The 22,391-nt window shown below is 52.8% G+C and carries 19 protein-coding genes; 15 read left to right on the top strand and 4 right to left on the bottom strand.

From position 1 onward, the window contains the following. Positions 1-23: 23 nt before the first annotated feature. Both ACFSOY_RS17965 and ACFSOY_RS17960 read right to left on the bottom strand, forming a co-directional pair. Entirely contained in the window at positions 24-311 is a 288-nt protein-coding gene (locus tag ACFSOY_RS17965; protein ID WP_386049010.1) for a hypothetical protein, read from the bottom strand. Between the two features lie 423 nt (positions 312-734). Beyond that, a complete protein-coding gene (locus ACFSOY_RS17960; RefSeq protein WP_386049008.1) occupies positions 735-1,724 on the bottom strand; it encodes a zinc-dependent alcohol dehydrogenase family protein in 990 nt (329 codons plus the stop codon). 581 nt (positions 1,725-2,305) lie between these two features. On the opposite strand from ACFSOY_RS17960, the gene ACFSOY_RS17955 reads away from it, so the two are divergent. The 3 genes from ACFSOY_RS17955 to ACFSOY_RS17945 all read left to right on the top strand — a co-directional run bounded on the left by ACFSOY_RS17955 (position 2,306) and on the right by ACFSOY_RS17945 (position 5,988). Continuing rightward, positions 2,306-2,710 carry a hypothetical protein gene (locus ACFSOY_RS17955; protein ID WP_386049006.1) on the top strand — a complete coding sequence of 135 codons (405 nt, stop codon included), beginning with the start codon at positions 2,306-2,308 and terminating at the stop codon, positions 2,708-2,710. A gap of 69 nt (positions 2,711-2,779) precedes the next feature. Further along, positions 2,780-5,287 (top strand): ABC transporter permease, encoded by a 2,508-nt coding sequence (locus ACFSOY_RS17950; RefSeq protein ID WP_386049004.1) that lies wholly within the window; start codon positions 2,780-2,782, stop codon positions 5,285-5,287. 14 nt (positions 5,288-5,301) lie between these two features. Then, on the top strand, positions 5,302-5,988 hold the full coding sequence (locus ACFSOY_RS17945) for an ABC transporter ATP-binding protein (protein ID WP_386049002.1): 687 nt from the start codon (positions 5,302-5,304) through the stop codon (positions 5,986-5,988). Between the two features lie 252 nt (positions 5,989-6,240). On the opposite strand, the gene hemQ is transcribed toward ACFSOY_RS17945, so the two are convergent. Further along, positions 6,241-6,993 (bottom strand): hydrogen peroxide-dependent heme synthase, encoded by a 753-nt coding sequence (hemQ, locus tag ACFSOY_RS17940; protein WP_386049000.1) that lies wholly within the window; start codon positions 6,991-6,993, stop codon positions 6,241-6,243. 234 nt (positions 6,994-7,227) lie between these two features. On the opposite strand from hemQ, the gene ACFSOY_RS17935 reads away from it, so the two are divergent. Next, a complete protein-coding gene (locus ACFSOY_RS17935) occupies positions 7,228-8,988 on the top strand; it encodes an aromatic amino acid hydroxylase (protein ID WP_386048998.1) in 1,761 nt (586 codons plus the stop codon). Positions 8,989-9,125: 137 nt separating this feature from the next. Beyond that, complete coding sequence (locus tag ACFSOY_RS17930) at positions 9,126-9,602, top strand: hypothetical protein (protein WP_386048996.1); 477 nt, start codon at positions 9,126-9,128, stop codon at positions 9,600-9,602. 7 nt (positions 9,603-9,609) lie between these two features. Here the strand turns inward: ACFSOY_RS17930 and ACFSOY_RS17925 are convergent, their stop codons facing one another. Next, positions 9,610-10,239, bottom strand: a complete 630-nt coding sequence (locus tag ACFSOY_RS17925; protein WP_386048994.1) for a superoxide dismutase — start codon at positions 10,237-10,239, stop codon at positions 9,610-9,612. A gap of 91 nt (positions 10,240-10,330) precedes the next feature. Here ACFSOY_RS17925 and ACFSOY_RS17920 point away from each other — a divergent pair, with 91 nt between their 5' ends. The 10 genes from ACFSOY_RS17920 to ACFSOY_RS17875 all read left to right on the top strand — a co-directional run bounded on the left by ACFSOY_RS17920 (position 10,331) and on the right by ACFSOY_RS17875 (position 22,390). After that, positions 10,331-11,482, top strand: a complete 1,152-nt coding sequence (locus ACFSOY_RS17920) for a THUMP domain-containing class I SAM-dependent RNA methyltransferase (RefSeq protein ID WP_386048992.1) — start codon at positions 10,331-10,333, stop codon at positions 11,480-11,482. A 368-nt stretch (positions 11,483-11,850) separates the two neighbouring features. Next, positions 11,851-12,786, top strand: a complete 936-nt coding sequence (gene coxB, locus ACFSOY_RS17915) for a cytochrome c oxidase subunit II (protein WP_386048990.1) — start codon at positions 11,851-11,853, stop codon at positions 12,784-12,786. A 31-nt stretch (positions 12,787-12,817) separates the two neighbouring features. Beyond that, complete coding sequence (gene ctaD / locus ACFSOY_RS17910; RefSeq protein WP_386048988.1) at positions 12,818-14,449, top strand: cytochrome c oxidase subunit I; 1,632 nt, start codon at positions 12,818-12,820, stop codon at positions 14,447-14,449. Positions 14,450-14,477: 28 nt separating this feature from the next. Continuing rightward, positions 14,478-14,603 (top strand): hypothetical protein, encoded by a 126-nt coding sequence (locus ACFSOY_RS17905; protein ID WP_386048986.1) that lies wholly within the window; start codon positions 14,478-14,480, stop codon positions 14,601-14,603. A 131-nt stretch (positions 14,604-14,734) separates the two neighbouring features. Further along, a complete protein-coding gene (gene cyoE / locus ACFSOY_RS17900) occupies positions 14,735-15,685 on the top strand; it encodes a heme o synthase (protein ID WP_386048984.1) in 951 nt (316 codons plus the stop codon). Between the two features lie 53 nt (positions 15,686-15,738). Beyond that, positions 15,739-16,371: a hypothetical protein gene (locus tag ACFSOY_RS17895; RefSeq protein ID WP_386048982.1), complete on the top strand. Its 633-nt coding sequence runs from the start codon at positions 15,739-15,741 to the stop codon at positions 16,369-16,371. Between the two features lie 444 nt (positions 16,372-16,815). Further along, positions 16,816-18,555: an ABC transporter ATP-binding protein gene (locus ACFSOY_RS17890; protein ID WP_386048980.1), complete on the top strand. Its 1,740-nt coding sequence runs from the start codon at positions 16,816-16,818 to the stop codon at positions 18,553-18,555. Then, the gene (locus ACFSOY_RS17885; protein WP_386048978.1) at positions 18,552-20,324 is read left to right on the top strand and encodes an ABC transporter ATP-binding protein; all 1,773 of its coding nucleotides are present in this window, start codon (positions 18,552-18,554) and stop codon (positions 20,322-20,324) included. Before ACFSOY_RS17890 ends, ACFSOY_RS17885 begins: the two co-directional genes overlap by 4 nt. Positions 20,325-20,465: 141 nt before the next feature. Then, on the top strand, positions 20,466-21,428 hold the full coding sequence (locus ACFSOY_RS17880; RefSeq protein ID WP_386048977.1) for a hypothetical protein: 963 nt from the start codon (positions 20,466-20,468) through the stop codon (positions 21,426-21,428). Beyond that, positions 21,425-22,390 (top strand): hypothetical protein, encoded by a 966-nt coding sequence (locus tag ACFSOY_RS17875; RefSeq protein ID WP_386048975.1) that lies wholly within the window; start codon positions 21,425-21,427, stop codon positions 22,388-22,390. Before ACFSOY_RS17880 ends, ACFSOY_RS17875 begins: the two co-directional genes overlap by 4 nt. Position 22,391 lies beyond the last annotated feature (1 nt).

Raw genomic sequence — 22,391 nt, 5'->3', positions numbered from 1 at the left:
TTTAAGGACGGAACAAGTCCCTTTTACACATCGTACAGCTTGCTGCACCAAGCGCTGCGCTTGACCTTGGTCGAACCATCCGGCATTCTCCAGGTGCAATACATCACTCGCCAAACGCCTTGCTGGCCGTTCGATGCGACACAATCCCCTTGCGGATCGCCATACGAAGGATCGACCTCGTAACATTCCCAGTCTGAGCCACCGCTCTCCAGCAGCGAGTCTTCCAGCAGATCCTGTTTCTGACTTTGTGCCCCCTGCGAGTTTAGAAAGGCATCAAATTCGTGTTGTTTTCCACTTCCTAGATGTTTCACACATTCACCTCCTCTCATTACATTTATTGTTTCGATGTTAGAGATTCGGTGAAATGATCAGTAAATCCTCTGTTTGATTATTTATAAATTATTATAAAGTTATTTATCCGATCACTTTTGCTTCAACCAATCAGATCGTCGTTCGATCGCGCGTTTTGAGAATGTCCACAGCGAGTCGAGTGTGGAAAAGGGGCGTGGGGGATGTTTGTGGTGTTTGTGTATGGCGATCAGTGTGCATCGCTGATTTTTTCGAGAAGCTGTGGGAGGGATGCTATTTGTTAGTAAGGACGAGGCGAGGGAGAGGAACGCTTTTTGTTATGAAGGACGAGGTGAGGGGGAGGAACGCTTTTTTGTCAGAAGAGCGAGGGCACCACGCACAGCTCGTAGCGCCCCTCGATGCAAAGTTATATAAAAGTGGTTCTCCTAGCTGGTCAGAAAAACTTTTCCACCGTTTCTCGTCGGTGATTCAGCAATGCGAATCGCTTCATGTACGGCGGACAGATCATAATGAGCGGCAGGTTTCATCAGGCGTAATTTTCCTTCGGTAATCAAGAAGATCAATTGATCAAAAGTCTCGTGCCACTTCTGGACAGATACTTGCTGATTCCAATGTCGCAGATGAAAGAGCCGCGCTTGTGCTTTTGCTTTTTTCGCTACTGCCGCCCAATCGACAGGGATGCCGGAGAGCAGACCGATGGTTAAAAAAGTTCCACCTGGGCGCAGGCAAAAAGCGAGATCTGTGCCATCAGCCCCGCCGATCGAATCGATCGCAGCATGTGCACCAAGTCCGTTTGTCAGCTCCAAAGCGGTTTGCCGCAAGTCTGTCTCTGCCGTGTTGATCACATGGGAAGCGCCGAGTTGCAGCAGTTCTTCCGTATACGCGTGATTGCGAGTGACCGCAATCAGTCGAAAGCCGATCATGTTGGAGAGCTGTGCGAAGAGGCGACCGATCGAAGAGCCACAAGCGTTGACAAACAAAACATCGTCAGGTCGCAAGCGCAGCACTTCGGTGCAAGCAAGCCATGCGGTCATCGGGTTGATGTAGAGCTGGGCTGCGATGTAATCGTCGAGCTCGTCAGGGATGGGAACGGCAAGGTTGGCAGATGTTTTCACATAGTCTTGCCAAGTGCCTTCCCCGCGCAGAGGGAGGACGCGCTTGCCGATCAGATCGCGCGATACGGAAGGGCCGACTTCTTCGACGATTCCGACCCCTTCAAAACCGGGGATTGCCGGCAAGGAAGTGCGATGGGAATAGGCGCCGCGAATGGGGAGCAGGTCAGACGGGTTGATCGGTCGCGCTTTCATGCGAACCAGAACTTCTCCATCGAGCGGCGGCTGAACCGTTTTCGTTTCCAGTCGCAAAACGTGCTGCGGGTCTCCGAACTGATGAAAAGCGATGCGTTGGGCGTCCAATTTTGCAACCTCCTTGAGAGTAGAGATCAATTGCGATTTAGCGACTTCGATGATCGCGAAGAGTAAGTCGAACGAAAGGATGAGAACAGAGCGTGAAGGATTTCGAACTATGATCTGCAGTCGACTTTTAAGCATAATGATATGTTTCTATCGTCCCATGTTGTCCGAAAGTTGGCAATGCCCGCCGAAATAGATCTGACAGGGAAATGGATCTCGTAACGAGTAGAAACAGCAGTCTATTATTTGCAGCCTTTTTTCGGTGAGAAAGCTTATGTCGATGACGATGGGATGTTGGATCCGGAGTTTCCTACGATTCATCGTCTCCGTGCTATTTAATATACTGTGAGATTATCATGACAAAAATCAGAGAAACGATCCACAACAATAAAACTTTGCTAACGATGTGGTCAGATAATCCATCCGATATTTTTTTCATTTCATTAATAGCAGTTACCAAATTATCCATTTTTGTATATAATGTAGTAGAATAAAAAGCGAAGAAATATAAAATGGAATAATTGACAAATATTCTCAAAAATGGTACATTTCCATCACATCCATAATTTAGGAGTGATGACCAAGTGAAGAAAGCAAATGTTCTAGCTTCTGTTTTAGGTATGGCAATCGCATTGACAAGTAGTGAGATGGCTTTTGCGGAGAACTCAGCAATTTTGAAGGATGGGAATGAGAACTCAATCGTCCAACCGTTAGGTGGTGACTACGTAACGAACAGTCTTACAACTAATCAACCATATTTCAATCAATTGTATTTGGATGGTACAGGCAATTGGGATGGGGGAAATGGTTTTTTTGGAAGTACAATTTATTGGGGTGACGGCAGCTCAAGTGGGTATAGTGGATACAACAAAAGCAATACATGGCGTTGGTTATATGCCACTTTCGGTACTTACAACGTTCAGTTGAAAACATCAAGCGGCGGACTGACCAGTTGGGACTCAAGCAATGTGTATGTTAAAAATTGGTAAACTATAGATGGCATGGGGGAGAGGCGCAGCTTCTCCCTCTGCTTCTAGCAAAGAACGGAGAGACGAACAATGCTAAGCTATATTCTAAAGTCAGCCAAAAAGTCATCACGGACCTTTTTAACATCGATCATTTTGCTTGCCTTGTTGCTTGCATCTATCCCCGTTTCAGTGAGCAGTTTGCAAACAACAAAGATGACTACTGATCAATCGATCGCTTCATTTGCAAGAGGTAGCTACGATATCTTGGTTCGTCCTGACCAATCTCAAAACATCGAGGAAAAATCGGATGCGAAGGTGGAGGAGAATTATTTAACAGGAGGAATGGGCGGAATATCGCTTGAAGATAACGAAAAGATTAAACAAATTAGTGGAGTTGAGATTGCAGCGCCTGTTTCCGTATTGGGCTTTTTTACAAATGATACCGGGAGTGTTGAGGTGGAACTTCCAAGTTCATTGTGGGACTCACCTGCTCTTACAACAATAAAAATTTTTAAGGAAAATGGGTTACCCCTCTCAAATAACGATATCGATACGACTCAACTCCTCACGCTACCGAATGAACGACCTTCCTTTTATGCGAGTCGATCAATGGGGATGGAAGTTGGACCAAACGAAACGATCAAAAAAGTAGGATTTTCTCTTCCGCAAACCTACAATCTTCTTGTTGGTGTCGATCCTGAAGAAGAGAAGGCACTCTTAGCATACGAGAACTACAAGTTACCCCCTCTACCAAAAAATCTCCCATATGGTAAGGAGGCAGATGGTTCGAATCTACTCCAACTTCCTTTGCTTGTGAATGAGAGTCTTTCACCTGAGTTAAAAGCTCATGTTGAGACTCGTATCTCCTCAATCGCACCAAAGGAACTCAGCAAAAGACTATCTGGATTACAAAGTACAGAAATGATGGGATCATTACTTCCTGACGTTCTGATTGAAAAGCCAAGTCAAACTCAGGAATGGAATCTAGGCAAGGTTCAGCCCTTTCAAACAGCATTTATTGCTGTTTCGAAGAATGGTGAAATTTCAAGGAAGACAAATGGAGTTAATTTTTTTCTCAAAACCTCCTCATACTTCATCACAGATCGACTGAAATACACTAAATCTGATCAAGTGGATAAGTACACGTTGAATCCATTTGTCAAAGATAGAAAAACGTACTACCGTGAACTTATTCAAAAGGGGAAGGATGACGCTAAATTACCTGGTGAATTGATGTTCAAGCCAAACATCATAGGAACTTACCAAGCATCCCAAATAACTGCGAAAAATTTGAATCCAAGTCCGCTTGGAATTTATTCATTTTCACCTGTGAATTGGTCCGATCAAGCTATCACTTCGGGTACTTCTCCTAATACTTTTTTGCCGGTACCTGCGTCTGCGCTTACTAATCTTGAAGCTGCAGTCTTCCTTAAAGGTGATAAACCTATCGATGCGATTCGAGTCCGAGTAAGTGATATTGAAATATACGACTCAGTTGCAGAGTCAAAAATTTTCCAAATTTCAAAAGAAATACAGCGAATCACAGGTTTGCATACCGACATAGTTGCGGGAGCATCAAAACAACATGTATTGGTTGAGATACCTGAGGTCAGTAACTATCCTGCATTAGGGGATGTCGAAGAAACTTGGACGACATTGGGAATTGCAACCTTGATCGTAAATGCTGTAAACCAACTTTCAATTTGGATTACAATAGCACTCTTTATCATCGTGATTGTGTACACAGTGGTGCATACGCAAACACAATTTTTGGTTCGGCAAAAGGAATTTAATCTCCTAAGAATGATTGGATGGAAGAAGCAGGAGATTCAGAAGTTGGTCTTTCTTGAATGGTGTACAAAAGTCGGGGTTGCCTTAATACCAGCATTGGTAATATCGTTCTTATTTAAGGATTGGTCGGGAATAGGTGAATTTTGGGGATTCACGATCTTGATTCAAATTCTCATGGTTCTGTTACAGCTACTGACAGCATGGGTTTTGATCTCAAGATTGCTCAATCATAAACTTCGTTTGGGGCAAGAAGGGGGACAAAAGCACAGCAATATAAAACCTCGATCTATGTTTACCATGATCTTAGGGAATTTGATGAGCCAACTCCCATACAATGTGTGGACAGTCTTCCTGATACTTAGTTCAGGTACTGTAGCAATCTTCACGCTCAATATGACCCTTGCTCAGCAAAATCACGTCGGAACGACTTTCCTAGGAATGGAAGTCAATGCGGTGGCCAATGTGTACCAATGGGTGGTCGTCATTTCGGCTTTATCGATGACCTGTTACGGGGTATGGGAGGCGACCCGTTCGCTCCTATGGAAACGAAGACAAGAAGTGTACATTTTAAGAATTATCGGTTGGGAGAAGAAACATGTTTCAATCTTGATCCTAGGCGAGTTGTTTTTACTTTTAGGAATTGGAGTTGTTACTGCGGTTGGAATCGGTTGGCTATCCTTCAGGCTTTTTTATGAGCAATTTCCAGTGCCAGTGCTTACGCAAGGTGGCATACTGCTTTTGGTTATTGTTTTGCTGATGTATGTCTCCTCACGATTGATCAATAAATTCACATCGAAAGTTGTATAGAAGGAGGTTTCCACATGAAAAGGATGATGATCGAGGTTGAAAATCTCACCAAAACATATACCAGCGGACAGAGAACAATTTCCGTTCTAAATAATATTTCCCTAGCGATCGAGGAGGGCCAGATGGTAGCATTGCTTGGTCCATCAGGTTCTGGCAAGACGACATTGTTACATCTATTAGGGCTAGTAGATGTTCCAACTTCTGGTACGATTCGTCTGAACAGTCATGATTTGTCTTCCACGAGTAGGGACAATCTGCGGCGAAACCTGGTTGGGTACGTATTTCAACATTTCTACCTTTTACCACAATTTAGTGCTTTATACAATGTGTGCGTACCGCAAATTCCCGTTAAAAGCGCATCACAATTAGAAACTACTGCGAAGGAACTACTCGACCGTGTTGGATTGGAAGACCGGATACATCATCTTCCATCTGAACTATCGGGGGGAGAACAACAAAGGGTTGCTATCGCCCGTGCACTCATTCATGCTCCAAAGATCCTCTTGTGCGATGAACCAACTGGTAACCTTGATATTCAAACTCGGGATTCGATCTTAGAATTGATTTGCGAATTAAAAAACGAAGAAGGTTTGACCATCGTGATTGCAACGCATGATCCAGAGGTAGCAGCTCAATGTGATGTACAAGTAGAAATTCGAAACGGAAAACTGTCAAGCTACTCGCCGTTGTCACAACAGTAAGCTTGATTTTTCAAGCGCGTCTATAGTTCTGTCTCCTCCTTAGGAGGGTGCATGCTTTTCTGGAAGGAGATGTTCATAAAAATAACCCTCTTTAAAGTAGATGCACCGCATCTGCTTTAAAGAGGGCGAAGTAATTGTGCCTTTGAGGGGGGGGGGGCATTAACTACTATCGAAGCGCTAGCTTCGTCAAACAGTATTGACAGTATTCAGGCTGAATACGATTTGCTCAAATCTCCACTTTCCAAAATCCACCTACACGCTCAGCAACTTGCGGAATCCTTCGCCATCCAAGATGTTCCCGACGAGGAAGTTGCCAAACTCGCCGAAGCGGGCGGACACTTCATCGAAGCGCATTTCGTAGACGATATGTTTGAACTGCAGGGCGTCGTCGGAGAAGAGGGTCACGCCCCACTCCCAGTCGTCTAAGCCGGCAGAACCTGTGATGATCTGCTTGATCTTGCCCGCATATTTGCGGCCGATCATGCCGTGGGAGCGCATCATCTCGCGGCGTTGCTCCATGGTCAGCATGTACCAGTTGTCTTCGCCAGAGCGCTTTTTGTTCATCGGGTAGAAGCAGATGTGCTTCGACTTCGGCAGTGCCGGATACAGGCGCGCGCGAACTTGCGGATCTTGGTAAGGATCAGCATCCGGGCTGTTCACATAGTTGGAAAGCTCGACGACGGAGACGTACGAATAGTCTTGGTACGTAAAGTCGGCGAAGCTCGTCTTGTTAAATTCGTTTTCGATCTCGTTCAGCTCTTCCAGGGATGGACGCAGGAACATAAACACCATGTCCGCTTTATGGCCGAGGATCGAATAGAGGGCAGTGCTGCCTTCTTTCGCATCTTCTGTCGCGTTCCACTTCTGGATCAGAGCGAGCAGTTCGTCAGTTGCCGCTTGACGATCTTCCTCGCTGGCCGCCTTCCAAGCGTCCCAATCCATTTTGCGGAAATCATGCAGGGCAAACCAACCTTCGAGCGTCAGCAATGCTTCGTTTTGGCTCATCTCCAATACAACTCCTTCAATATGTACGTGCGAACCGAACATTCTCAGTTAGTATACCATAAGCCGGAATGATCCAAACGAGCAGCTCGCCTCGACATATTTGACAAATTCGTGTATATTTGAAATTTGTAATATCAATATACGCTGAAATCATCGCGAATAATGTTTCGAATATTTGCATCTGTATGGTAGAGTAATAGATAGGAATCATGATCTCGAAGGGGGTCTTCTCTGATGAACAGCTCAACAACAACCAATAAATTACTATCTGCTCCGCCGCACCTCAAGCAATTTTGCGTGGAGCAACGCTACGAAAAATATACGCCGATCGACCATGCGGTCTGGCGCTATGTGTTGCGTCAAAACAACGCATTTCTCTCCGAAAAAGGGTACGGCTCTTATGAGGACGGTCTGCGCGTGACCGGCATGTCGACCGAATGCGTGCCGAACATCGAAGAGATGAATGTAGAACTGTCGAAGATGGGGTGGGGCGCTGTTGCGATCGACGGCTTTATTCCGCCGGTCGCCTTCTTTGACTTCCAGGCGCACCGGCTGCTCCCGATCGCAGGCGACATCCGCACGCTGGATCACATCGCCTACACGCCGGCACCAGACATCATCCACGAGTCGGCCGGCCATGCCCCGATGCTGCACGATCCGGGCTATGCTGAGTTTTTGCAGTTCTTTGGCGAGGTGGGAGCGAAAGCGCTCGCTTCCAAAGAGGATCACGATCTCTACGAGGCGATCCGCCTGCTCTCGATCGTCAAGGAAGATCCCCGCGCGACTGCGGAACAAGTGCTGGAAGCGGAGGAGACCCTGAAGCGGGCGGAGGCGGCTGTCACCGAATCGTCCGAGGCGGGCGACATCTCCAAGCTGTACTGGTGGACGGTCGAATACGGGCTGATCGGCTCGGTCGACGATCCGAAGATCTACGGAGCGGGGCTGCTCTCGTCGATGGGGGAGAGCCGTGCGCTGTACCGTCCGCATGTGCAGAAGCTTCCGTTCGATCTCACCGCTTGCTGCACGACCGATTACAACATCACCGAGCCGCAGCCGCAGCTGTTCGTCTGCGACAATTTTGAGCAGCTGACAGAGGCGGTCAAGCAGTTCGCCAAGACGATGGCTTACCAGGTGGGCGGCACCGTCTCCTTGAAAAAAGCGCTTCGCTCCGACAACTTGGCGACCGCGGTCTACTCGTCCGGTCTGCAGGTCAGCGGGACGTTCACCCATCTGGAGTACGACGGGCAAGGTGAGGCGGTCTACCTGAAGACGACTGGCCCGACCATGCTCGCGATCGACAACAAGATGTTGCCAGGGCATGACCTCGAATACCACGGCGAAGGGTTTGGCTCGCCGATCGGGGCGATCAAAGGCAGCTCGCTTGCGCTGGAAGACTTCAGCGATGCTGATCTGGACAGCGCCGGTCTCAAGATCGGTCAGGCCACCGAGCTCGAATTCGCATCGGGTGTCAAAGTGTCTGGCGAAGTGAAGTACATCCTGCGCGAAGGCGGCAAAGTCATTCTGATCGGCTTTGACGCTTGCACCGTCACCTATGGCGAGAGCGTTCTGTTCCAAGCGGAGTGGGGCACGTTCGACATGGCGGTCGGCGCGGCGATCAGCTCCGTCTACGCGGGCGCTGCTGACCGGGCAGCTTGGGCATCTTCCACCTTTAAAAAGTCGGAGTTGAACACCAAGCGCCATGAGGTGACCGCCGAGGAGCAAAAGCTGTTCGACCTCTACCAGACGGTTCGCAATCTGCGCGAATCGAATGCGGAGGCGGCAGAGCTGCAGGATGTCGCCAAGAGCGTCGTCGATGCGCTTGACGCTTCCTACCTGAACGACTGGTTGCTGCGCGTGGAAGTCCTCGAACTGCTCGCCGCACAGGGCGTATCTTCCGATCTGCAGGAGCGCATCAAGGAGCAGCTGAACAAGCTCGCGCAGACGAGCGAAGGCATGCAAGAGCTGATCGAGAACGGTTTGAAGCTGGCTGTATAGGCGAGCGGAGGGCAGCACAGAGATCGCAGGCGATCGGTAAACGAAAAAAGACCAGCGCAGTTTTCAGGAGATGCGCTGGTCTTTTTTCAAGGTTTAGGCAATACTAGCAAAGAGACTATACTTGAAGGAGTTTCACCATGGCCCATTTTTTACGCGTGATGACCAAAACGAGCGAGGCGCCTGCGCTGGTCGAGCTGACGAAGAGCCTCAAGGCGGCAGGATACGATTTTCAAACCTTTCCCGACCAAGAGGATGAGCGCTTCTCCGACCCGAACTGGCGACAGTATCATCTCGCCTATGATGCGCACAAGATGTCGCTGATGATCGATCGCTCGGTAAAAGGCGACGAAGGCGGAGAGCTGAGCGAAGAGATCGCAGAGTTTCAAGCGGATCTAGCAGGGCTTGCCGGAGCGGGCAAAGAGGCGATCGAAGCCCTTTTGGCAGAGACCGAACAGATCGTGGCCTGCATGATTCCCGATGATATTACGGAGCAGGGATGGGAGCTGGTCGAGTCGTTGCTCGAAACGCTGCTCGAAGCGACAGACGGTCATCTGCAGGTGGATGGCGAAGGGTTTTATGACAAGGAAGGCCAGCTGATCTTCTCGATGGAGTGAGCGGCGCTCACCTCGTTCCGAAGATCGCAAAGCGAGAGGTTTCACGGCGCGCCCGCGCAAAGCGCTTGTTGATGATCGACCAGTCGATGTTGTTCAGGAAGGTCTGGATGTAATCGTCGCGCTTGGTTCCATAGTCGATATAATACGCATGCTCAAAGACGTCCATCGGCAGGAGCGGGATCGCTTGAACCACATGTCCATCGTGCTGATCGTCTGTGATGTAGATGAACAGCTCCTTTTGGTCGGTATCGTAGGCGAGGATCGCCCAGCCGCGCGCAGAAAGTCCAGCACCTTTCAACTCCGCTGCGAAGCGCTCGTAGCTTCCCCAGGTCTTCAGAATGTCCTTTTGCAAGTCGCCGCTTGGCGCACCGCCAGCGCCGGTCAGCTGTTCGAAATAGAGCTCATGCAGCTTGACCCCGTCGAGCGCATAGCTTTCGCCGCGCTTCAGCGCCCGAACGTCGCTGTAGGTGGCGTTTCCTTTCGAAACGTCGAGCGCGCGGAGCTTTTCGCGCGTTTCGTTCGCCTTGTTCACATAGCCTTGATACAGCTTGTAATGCTCTTGGATCGTGCGCGGGGAGATGCCCTTTAGCGTCAGAGTTTTTGGCGGCAACGGTTTTGGCTGTAGCTTTTTGTGCACCGTCCATCCTCCTTTTGTCGATCTACACCCTATATGGGTATTCGTCGGAGCGAGGGCGTGCAACACATTTTGAGATGGAAGAGGAATACATATGGCAAAATTTACGCTGATCGCCACCGCTCCGATGGGGCTGGAAGCGATCGTGGCTCGCGAGGTAAAAAATCTCGGCTATTCGGATGTGGTGGTCGAAAACGGTCGTGTCGAATTTCAAGGGGATGAGCTGGCGATCGCCCGCGCCAACCTCTGGCTGAGAAGCGCCGACCGCGTGCAGGTCAAGCTGGCCGAATACAAGGCGACCTCGTTTGAGGAGCTCTTTCAGGGCGTCAAGGCGATCGAGTGGCAGAACTGGATGCCCAAAAATGCGGAGTTTCCGGTGGACGGAAAATCGCAGAAGTCGCAGCTGTCCTCGGTGCCAGCCTGTCAGAGCATCGTGAAAAAGGCGGTCGTCGAGAAGATGAAAGAGGCGTACGGCATCGAATGGTTTGCCGAGGATGGCCCGCTCTTTCGCATTCAGGTCGCCCTGCTCAAAGATATTGCGACGATCACGCTGGACACGTCAGGGGCCGGTCTGCACAAGCGCGGCTACCGCACGCTGAGCGCACAGGCGCCGCTGAAGGAGACGCTGGCAGCGGCGATGCTCGATCTGACGCGCTGGAAGCCGGATCGCCCGCTGATCGACCCGTTCTGCGGTTCGGGGACGATCCCGATCGAAGCGGCGCTGCTCGGGAGAAACATCGCGCCCGGCCTCTACCGCGACTTTTCGGCGATGCAGTGGCCGTCTGTGCCGCAGCGGCTGTGGGACAAGGCGCGAGAAGAGGCGAAAGATCTCGCCAAGTTCGATCTGCCGCTGGAGATCATCGGCTCCGACATCGACCCGGAAGTGCTGTCGCTCGCCAACTACCATATCCGCCAGGCGAAAGTGTCGGACGGCATCCGCCTGAAAAACCTCCCGGTCAAGCAGCTGAAGATTGAGTCGAAGTATGGCGTGCTGATCGGCAACCCGCCCTACGGAGAGCGGATCGGGGAGCGGCGCGAGGTGGAGGAGATGTACCAAGACCTCGGCAAGATCTGCCAAGGGCTTGACACGTGGTCGGCGTTCATCCTCACCTCGAACAAATCGTTTGAGAAGCTGTACGGCAAGCGCGCCGACAAGAAGCGCAAGCTGTACAACGGCCGGATCGAATGCGACCTCTACCAGTATTTCGGCCAGCTGCCTCCGCGAAATCGCGACGAAAATAAATAAGCCAAAAAGACCCCTTGTTTGCGAGGGGTCTTTTTGGTGTAATAGGAGAGTTGAGTCTGTGGAAACGGCGTTCGCAAAATCATAGATTTTCGCTCGGTTTTTCCTGTATGAATCTAGCCTTTTCCCCCGAGATTTGCGCTGTTTGGTCAAAAAACGAAGATTCAGTGCGGTCGGTCACAGTTTTGTCAAGAAAATGACCAAAATGGGGGATTAAAAGCGAACATGAATGCGAGAAGAACTAGTATAATCGAGAAGTAGAATGCTGTCTGAACACGTCGAACGGTCTATTTCTCGTGGCGTGAAAACAGGGAGAGCGCAAAGCTTCTTCCGCAGCACTTATCGAAATATCTCAGATAGGAGGAGGACAAGTGGGAGCAAGTAACTATTTTCTGCCAGAGGCTCTGACAGAGACGGCGAAGAATATCGACGGTCTGTTTGGGTTGATCTTCTGGATTTCCCTCGTTGTGTTCGTCGTGGTAGAAGCGCTCTTGATTATCTTCCTTATTCGGTACAGAAGAAAGCATCCGGATAAGCAAGGTTTGGCGATTGACGGAAGTACGAAGGCGGAAGTCATCTGGACGTTGATTCCCGCGCTGATCTTGGTGGGTATCGGGATCTACTCGACCGGTATGGTTTACCAACTCCAAGAGACGCCAACAGATGTGTATGAAATCAAAGTCACCGGGATGAAGTGGGCGTGGGAGTTCGAGTACCCGAACGGTGCGAAGTCCTTTAACGACCTGCGCATTCCGCAAGGCGAGAACGTCCTGTTCAAGATCTACTCGAAGGATGTCATCCACTCATTCTGGATTCCGGAGTTCCGCGTCAAGCAGGATGCTGTGCCGGGCCGTGAGACCCGCTACTGGGTCAAGGCGGAAGACTTTGAGAAGAAAGATGGCATGTACGAGAAGCGCGTCGTCTGCGCCGAGTATTGCGGCAACCAGCACTCCTTGATGCTGGCAGACATGCAGATCATGCCGGCGAACGAGTTCAAGGCATGGGTTGACGCAGAGCTGACCCGTCCAAAGACGGACGCTCAATATGTCATCCAGTCGAACGGCTGTACCTCTTGCCATACGATCGACGGCGGCAAGTCGGCAGGTCCGACCTGGAAAGGCCTCTTTGGCAAAACGCAGATCGTCAACGGACAAGAAGTCAAGGTTGACGAGAAATACCTAGAAGAAGCGATCACCACGCCGGACGCTAAAGTGCCGGAAGGTTTCCAATCGGGTATGATGCCTCCGTTCCAGCTGGAACAGGAAGCGCTGAAAAATGTAGTCGATTATATCAAAACGCTTCAGTAATTTATTTTGATGCAAGATGGGGGTGGAATCGTTGGCAGCGACGGGAGATGTTGCACGCAAGTCTTTCTTCCGCGATTGGATCTTAACCGTTGACCACAAGAAGATCGGGATTATGTACGCCCTCACCTCGATTGTCTTCTTCTTCTTTGGCGGTCTAGCGGCGATCTTGATTCGCACGCAGCTCGCTCTGCCTGATACGCAGATTCTTGAGCCGCAACAATTTAACCAAGCGTTTACCGTGCACGGTACCATCATGATCTTCCTGTGGATCATTCCGATGCTTACCGGTGCATTCGGTAACTATCTCGTGCCGATCATGATCGGTGCGCACGATATGGCGTTCCCACGAATGAACGCTCTGTCTTTCTGGCTGTTCCTGCTGGGCGGTCTCGTGCTGTTCCTCAGCTTCTTTGTTGGCGCAGTTCCGGATGTAGGCTGGACAGCGTATCCGCCATATTCGATCGAATCTCAAGGTGCGGGCCTCGACTTCTGGGTCACGGCCGTTCATATCTTGGGTCTGTCCTCGATCTTGGCTGCGATCAACTTTATCGTCACCACATGGAACATGCGCACTGAGGGTATGACTTGGAACCGTCTGCCGCTGTTCGTGTGGGGGAACTTGGTCACCTCGTTCATCCAGCTGTTCGGTACGCCGGCGCTGGCGGGTGCAGTGACCACACTGCTCCTCGACCGTCACTTTGGCACGGTCTACTACAACGTCGCTGCGGGCGGGGACCCGATGCTGTACCAGCATCTGTTCTGGTTCTACTCTCACCCGGCCGTATACGTTATGATCATCCCGGCAATGGGTATCGTATCCGAAATCCTGCCTGTATTTGCACGTAAACCGATCTTCGGTTACAAAGCGATCGCCTACTCTTCGATCATGATCGGTCTGCTCGGCTTCTTGGTCTGGGCCCACCACATGTTCGTCGCAGGCATGCAGATGACCGAAGGGATTCCGTTCATGATCACCTCGATGATCATCGCGGTTCCGACATCGATCAAGATCTTCAACTGGCTGGCCACGCTATGGGGCGGTCAGATCAAGTTCACCACCCCGATGCTGTTCGTGTCCCTGGGCTTCCTCGGCCTGTTCACCATCGGTGGTCTCGGCGGGATCATGCTGGGTGCTGTTCCGGTCGACCTTCACTTGCATGACACCTACTTCGTTGTCGCTCACTTCCACTACGTGCTGTTCGGTGGTTCTATGACTGCGATCATGGCGGGTATGTTCTTCTGGTTCCCGAAAGTGACCGGCCGCATGTACAAAGAGAAGTTTGGTCAGTTTGCATTCTGGCTCTACTTCATCGGTACCAACCTGACCTTCTTCCCGATGCACATCATCGGTATGCAAGGGATGCCGCGCCGCGTGTTCTTCTATCAGCCGGACCTGACCTTGCTGAACCAAGTGGCGACCGCTGGTTCCTTCGTGATCGGGATCGCGTCGCTGCTGCTGATCGCGAACCTGGCGTACTCGCTGTTCAAAGGCGAAAAAGCGGTTCAAAACCCGTTTGGCGCTCAAACGCTTGAGTGGACGCACGCTTCTTCGCCGCCGACCGAATTTAACTTCGAAGCGATGCCGGTCGTCACTTCCGACCCTTACCAATTCGGTGAGAAAAAAGGTGACAAATCGCTCGACGATGATGGCGTCACTGCCTAACGCGTAACGCAAACAGGCTTCGCAAGCGGTGGAATACTGGCAGCTCGCGGAAGGGGAAGTCACTGTGATCAACTGTCCGTTTGACTTTGTCGTCGCACATGTCCCGATGATGACTCCAGAGGTGAGCCGACCCAGCGCATTCCCCGCTTGCTGACCTATGCCTTGCAAATCATAATTGATTCCTGTTCGGCATTTGAGACGGGAAGCGGGTCTTGGTCGTTCCGTCTCCTTCTGGTCATCTTCACTCGATGAGATATTAGTACCACTGCAGGGAGGGGTATACTCTTGGAACAGACTGTGGAATCTTCTACGACCGCTTCGCGGGTTTCGAATCCGGTCATGGAGCCAGGTCCCTTGTCGGAATCTCCGACCGGCACTTGGCGTGACTTTGTCACCGTAACGAAAATCGGGATCACCTTTGCCAACATGATGACCGTCTTCGCAGGTCTTTGGATCGCATCGAACGGTCTCGCCGCTGGCGATCTGATCTTTTACACATTGATCGGTACCGCGTTTGTCATCATGGCCGGTACCTGCCTGAACAACTACATCGACCGCGATCTTGACAAAAACATGGAGCGCACAGCGAAGCGCGCGTTGCCGAGCGGCCGCCTGAACGCAACTCACGTTCTCTGGCTGGGCGTGGGGTTCGCGGTAGCGGGCACGCTGATTCTGACGTTTCTCGTCAATCCGCTGACAGCATTCCTCGGTTTGATCGGACTTTTCGATTATGTCGTGATCTACACGATGTGGCTCAAGCGCACTTCCACCACATCTACCGTCTGGGGCGGCATCTCCGGTGCTGTGCCGATCGTGATGGGCTGGACGGCGTTTAGCAACAGCTTGGATTTTGGCGCATGGATGCTCTTCCTGTGGATGTTCCTCTGGCAGCCGCCGCACTTCTTGGCGCTGGCGATTCGCCGAGCGGATGATTATGGAAAAGCGGGCATTCCATTGCTTCCCGTCGTAAAAGGGTTCGATGTGACCAAGCGTCACATGATCCGCTACGTAGCGGGCATGCTCCCGATCTCGTTCTTGATGTACTTGGTTCCGAATGTCGGCTACCTCTATCTGATCACCTCGCTGGTTCTCGGCTTCGGGTGGTTGATCTGGTCGGTCGTCGGCTTCATGGCCAAAGACACGATCAAGTGGGCGCGCATCTCATTTATTTTCTCGCTGATCTATCTCACGGTGTTGAACATCGTGCTGATCTTAGAACCGTACGTGCATTGGTGAGTCTCGTCATTCGCAAACCGCACGTGTTATCTTGAAGAAAAGGAGGAACGAAGATGTCTGCACATCACGCTCCGGATTGGGTGCCGCATCGCGAAGGCACAGGCATTAAAGACAACGGCGTTTTCGCCACTTGGCTGAGCCTGATCTCTTTCACGTTCTTTTTCGCAACTTTCGTAGCTGCAAACGTGTACCTGCGCGGTTGGGCGCCCGATAAGTTTACGGTAGACTTCGGTCCGAATGCGGATCTTCCAGCGATCACGACGATTATCCTGCTCGTGGCAGGCTTTATCCTCTTGCTTGCAGGTAACTTCTTCCGCTCGAATGCAATGGGCAAGTTCAACGTCATGATGATTCTTGCTACCCTTGCGATCACCGCATACGCTGTGATGCAAATCTGGCTGATGGTGTATGTTCACGAGCAAGGCGCGCACGCATGGACGACCCATATGGGAATCTACCTCTTGCAACTTTGCTTGGCTCTCGTCTGCATCACATTTATGATGTTCATCGGGAAATACATCAGTGAGCGCAACATCAAAGCGCTGAACCGTCTGGTTCCGGCTGCGATGTCTGTCTTCCTGTACACTGTCATCACCGGCGTTCTGACGCTGGTTATCACCGACATGATCAGCGTGGGCGAGTTCGCAGAGTGGTGCGGTACTCGGATCATGGAACTGGTCAAGTAACAAAAGGAGGTAAGAAGAATGGGTTTGCTCGGATTTGCGATGGGTGCATTCATATTCGTGGCCTTGCTCTGCTTGCTTTTCAAGTACACTTCCTCCTTTACGCAAAAGAAGTAAATCGCGCAACGTCAAAAACGCCTCTTCCGCATCTCGGGAGGGGCGTTTTTTTCATCGGAGCGCGTCGAAGCGGAGGGCATCCGCACGCACGAGTGGCGGCAGAAGGGAGAGCAGGCAAGAGGCAAGAGGCAAGAGGCAAGAGACAAGAGACAAGAGGGGTTGTAAAAGAGCTGTCATTTCAATAAGAGTGTATGGTGATCGATGTAAGCGATTTCTTATGTAAGAATAAGCATTCACAAGAAACTGAATAATCGGATTTTTATTATAGCTCTTCCCAACTGTGAAAAACGGAAGTATATTGGAAGGAAATCTTTTACTGGAGGGATCTTCATGTGGTTGTTTAAGCAGACCGTTGGCCTGTTTCGACCTTACTGGGGGCGGCTGTTGATCGTGCTGCTGTTGTCAGCCCTCGGAGGCGCATTCGCGACGGTGCCGCCGATCCTGCTTGGCAAGCTGGTCGACCAAGTGTTGCCGCTACAGCTGACCGACATGATCGGCTGGTTGGTCGCCGCCGTGTTTTTCGCTTTTTTAGGCAAAGTGTTGTTTGAATCTTTGCAAGAGTTTGTACAGGTGAAGATCGGTCTCGACATCATCACCGACATGCAATTGCTCGCCTTTCGCAAACTGCATCGGGCGCCGATGTCGATGTTTGCCACCACATCGCGCGGGGACATCCTCTTTCGGCTGACCCATGATGTGGAAGCGATTCAGAATTTGAACTCGACGGTCATCCCGCGCTTTTTGCAGCAACTGCTCGGCGCGATCGCAGCGTTTGTGGCGGTCATCGCCATCTTCTGGCCGGCGGCGGTGGTGATGGTTGTCGTCTTTGCGATCTATCTCGGACCGTCCTTCTTGCTCGGGCGCAAGGTGCGGAAGCTGAGCGCTGTCCAGCGCGACATGCTGGCCGATATGTATGCGCACTTGCAGGAGAGCATCGAATCGTTCCGCTTGGTGCGCTCGTTTGTGACAGAAGATCGCGAATATGAGACGCAGGCGAAAAAAGCGGAGGCGTGGCGAAAGTTTGCGATCAATGCGGCGCTGATCTCCAAGGTGAACTGGCGGCTGGGGAACATGATGCAGATCATCACGCCGGGCGTGGTGATGCTGGTCGGGGGCTACGCGGTTTGGAACGGAGAGCTGTCGGTCGGCTCGCTCGTCGCCTGTATCGGATTCATTCCGGCGATGTTTATGCCGATTCGCTCGCTTGCCGAAAACGCGCTGATGATTCAGCAAGCGATCCCCGCTTTGTATCGAATTTATGAATATTTTGATCTCCCCGAAGAACAGGCGGAAGGGCTGCCTGCGGTCGGCGAGGTGCGGGGCGATCTGACGATGGAAAACATCTGGTTCACCTATCCGGGAACGGAGGAGCCAGTTCTGCGCGGGGTGTCGCTCTCGATGGCTGCCGGTCAGCACATCGGGATCGTCGGCGCATCGGGCGGCGGAAAGAGCACCCTGATTCAGCTGTTGCTCGGGCTGTATACGGCCGATCAGGGGCAGGTCGCAGTGGACGGGAAAGATCTGAACACGCATGACCGCAACTCGTTCCGCCAGCAGGTGGGCGTGGTGTCGCAGGAGACGTTTTTGCTCAACAGCACGCTGCGGCAAAACTTGCTCTACTCGCGACCTGATGCCACACAGGAACAGCTCGATGCGGCGGTGGAAGCTTCCGGCCTGACCGAGCTGATCGACGGGCTGGAAGAGGGATACGAGACGATTGTCGGCGAGCGCGGTCTCAAGCTGTCGGGCGGTCAGCGCCAACGGGTGGCGCTGGCAAGGGCGATCTTGCGCCGACCGCCGGTGCTGATCTTCGATGAGGCGACCTCTTCACTCGACGGGGAGACGGAAGAGCGCGTGCAAGGGGCGTTGGAGCAGCTGATGCCCGGGCGCACGACGATCACGATCGCGCATCGGCTGGTCACCGTGCGCGATGCGGATGAAATCCTCGTGCTCGACCACGGCGTGGTGGCGGAGCGCGGCACGCATGAAGAGCTGTTGAAACTGCAAGGGCATTATTATCGCCTGTACATGGCGCAGTACAGCGAATTGGAAAAGGAGGGGGTCGTATGAGTCAGACTGCTGTTCGAAAGCAGGGCGATGGCAGGCGAGTGCTATCCTTTTTGCGACCCTATAGCAAGTGGGTGGCGGCCGACTCGTTTGTGATCGCGATCAGCCAGGTCTGCGGTGAGCTGATTCCGGCGCTGGCGATGGCGTGGTTGGTCGATACGATCTTGCCAGATCAAGGCAGAAGCGACCTGCTCTGGGGCTTAGCGATCCTTCTGCTGGTGGCGGCGGTGCTCGACCTGCTGTTCATGGTCATCGACGAGTATTTCTGTCACTATGTCGCCAAAGGGGTGACGATCCGTCAGAAGCTGAAGCTGTTTCGCCATCTGCAATTTCTGCCGTTCAGCTTCTATCATCGCAATCGGACGGGTGAACTGCTCGCTCGCGTATCTGATGATCCGGTGACGTTGCACGACTTCCTGGCGTGGGAAGGGTCTTCGCTGATGGCTTCCGTTCAAGGGGTGGTGATCTATTCGGCCGTGCTGGCGTGGATCAACCCCCTGCTGATGGTCACCAGCCTTGTGCTCGGCGTCATCTTCTACTACACGTCCAACCTGGTCGGAAAAAGAACGAGGACAGCGTCTGCCAATGCGCGGCGGGAAGCGTCTCGCTATCTGGAGCGACTGCGCGAGTCGGTCACCGGGATTCATCTCTCGCGCGTGCTCGGCGTCGCCGAATCGGAGATCCGCTCCGTCGCGGAGATTCGCAAGGAGTTTATCCGCGAGAGCCATCGCGAGCTCAAGGCGCGGATGCAGTCCTTTGTGGTGATCGGCTCGTTTAACGGCGTCGCGGTCGGCGTGGTCTATCTGATCTCGGCGTGGTTGATCTGGGATGATCAGCTGAAGCAAGGTGAGATGTTGACGGCAGCAACTTTGGTCGGGGCTGCGGCCAACCAACTGCAGCGCATGCTGCGCTACTGGCTGTCGGTCAAGCGCACCGGCCCGGCTCTCGACCGCTCGGAGATCTTGCTTGCTGAGGAGACGTCGATTGCCGAAACGGAGCGCAAGCAGACGCTTGCTGACGTTGAGGGTGAGGTGGTCGTCGAAGGGGTGGCGTTTGGCTATCCGGGCAAAGCGGATCGCGTTCTGCACGACGTGTCGTTCACCTTCAAGCGCGGGGAAGCGGTGGCGCTGGTCGGGGCGAGCGGCTCAGGAAAATCGACGGTGGTCGATCTGCTCTTGCGCCTGTATGAGCCGGAGTCTGGTCAGATCCTGCTCGACGGCAAGCCGATTGCAGAGCTGGATGCGCGCTGGTTGCGCAAACAGATCGCAGTGGTGTCGCAAGATGTTCAACTGCGCAATGGCACGCTGGCAGACAACTTGCGGCTCGGTCGAGTGGATGCGAGCGATGAGCTTTTGCGGCAAGCGATCTACGACAGCGGCCTGCAAGAGTTTTACGACAGCCTGCCCGACGGGCTGAACTCGCCGGTCGGCGAGCGGGGCAATCTGCTCTCCGGCGGGCAAAAGCAGCGCCTTTCCTTGGCGCGTGCGCTGGTCGCCGATGCGCCGATTCTGGTGCTCGATGAGGCGAGCTCGGCGCTCGACCCGATCACCGAAGTGCTGATCAACGAAGCGATCACCAGACGGCGACGGGAGCAGACGGTGCTGGTCATCGCCCATCGCCTGTCCACCGTCCTGACTGCAGATCGCATCATCGTCTTAGAAAGCGGCCGCGTGGTCGAACAGGGCAAGCACGAAGAGCTGCTCGGGCAAGACGGTGTCTATGCGCGCCTGTTCAAGCGCGAGGCGGACATCGGGGAAAATCTTGTCGTTTAGCAAAAAGGTCGCCCGTCGAGGCGACCTTTTTCTTTTGCCATCGCTGGCAGGAAATTAGTAGTCGGTTCGCATTTGTCTTCTGTTATACTTATAGTCTAAGTTTGTTAGTTTGCAAGGTTGAAAGAAGAGGTGGTCTGACAGGTGACCGATATTTTGGCAATCTGGAAGGCGCTTCTCACGGCGGGCGTTCTTGGATATTTGGCAGGCACGGTGGCATTTGGTCTGTCGCCGACCCTGCGCAGTCGTCAGAAGCAAAAAGTCTTCATCGCGGAGCGCGTGGTGCTTGCTGGAGATGTGAACACAGAGCTATCCGGCTATCAGGTCGGCAAGAACGATTGGAACTTTGTTCTGCTGTCGCTCGCTTTTGTGTTCCTGTTGGCAGTTTCGGCAACGGATGTGCTCGCGGTGATCGGATGTTTTGGATATATCGGCGGAATGATCAGCCTGTATCATCGACGTCGCCAGTTTCAAAAGCAGCAAGGATTCTTTTTTACCGAAAAAGGGGTCTGGCTGTTTCCCGAGAACTTGGGGCGACCGCTGTGGCGTCAGGCGAAAGGACACTTTACTGCGTGGCAGCAGGTGACCGGCTATAAGATCGACGGCAGCTTTGTGCAGTTTTATCAGGAGGGCGGCTCGTATGTTCAGGTGGAGTATCTGGCGGCCGACTATGAGCGCATCAAGAGCGCTTTGTCCGAACTTGGCGTCGAGCGGCTGGAACTGACCGATAGGCTGTGGGTGGCGCAGGTCGATGAGGAGCGCTTTTATGCGATGGAAGATGAGATCAACGATCTCGGCTGGGACCTGCTCGACCTGTTCCACGAGGAGCTGGAGCGGATGAGCCTGCGCCCTGAGTTTGGCGTCATGCGCAACATGCCGGGCGATCGTTTGTTCGAGGAGCAAGCGCGTTCGTGGCTCCAGTTGAACCTGCTCGATACCGACTCGTCGGAGCGGGTGGCTGCCAGCTCGTTTTTGCTGTGGCATTCGACCGGGAGCGTCGGCTATCTGCTCGGTCTGAGCGGGCAGGAGCTGATCGATCGCTTGCAGGAGTGGATGAAGAGGACGCACCGCGATGCGGAGGCGGCGAAAGAGGTGGTCGTATCATGATAGCCGGATTTCTGATCGTCTACCTCACCTGGATGTGCTTGTACGGGTTGAATGTTCCGCTGCGGGCCTATTTGGTGCGCCGCCATCAGCATGAGCACGAGGTGCTCATGCGCATCGATGTGCGGCACCAGCCGAAAGAGTCGGGCGGCAAAGTCAAAAGATGGCTGGTGCCGCTTGCGATCGGCGTCAGCATTTGGGCGGTCGTCCGCCTGATCGCAGCGGGGAGCTTGCACAATTTTAGCGATGGCGAGCGCTTGGTGATCGGCATGCTGGGTGGGCTGTTGCTGATCGCCGCGCTCTGGCCGCTCTATCAGCGAAGCGCGACGCGAAACGTGGAGATCGTGCTGTTCGACCGCCACGGCGTGACGATGGTAGCCCCGCGCTATGGCTTGCTGTCACAAGGAGCTTTCCAGATGCGCATCGAGTGGAAAGACTGTTTCGGCTACTCGGTGTTTCGCGGGCATGTGATGTTTGCGCTGCGACCGATCGGACATGTTGAGCAAGTATACGGGCAGTTCCGCCAGTCGATCCAGTCTGCGCTCAGCTCGCTCGGCATCCCGAAGCTGAACGCTTACGATGTGATCGGGTGCGAGGAGGTCGCAAGCGAGGAGCTCGCAGCGATCGAGCGCGAGGTGTTGCTGATCGCACAGGATGTGGCGGCCAGCTATTCGACAGAGCTGCTGTCAGAAGGGCTCGCGGTGGAGGTCGAGCTGCTGCACGAGCGCGAAGAGGAGGAGGAGCGCTCGGTCGAGCATGCGACCCTTCGCTTTTCACTGATCGAAGGTCAGAAGTCGCTGCACGATCTGGACTGGATGATCTGGGCGAAATATGATGAAACGCTTGAGCTGTTAGCTTTGCCTAAGCATCAATATTATGAGGAGCTGGACACGCGGGTGCAATCGCTCGTCGAGATGCGCCTGCGCGAGCTCGGTGTCGAGCAGAAGCTGACGGTGTTGCAATAGA

The organism is Tumebacillus lipolyticus, assembly GCF_042682745.1.
GTDB lineage: Bacteria > Bacillota > Bacilli > Tumebacillales > Tumebacillaceae > Tumebacillus_A > Tumebacillus_A lipolyticus.
Note: the sequence above shows the minus strand (reverse complement) of the source record. Positions and strands in the feature narration are given on the sequence as shown.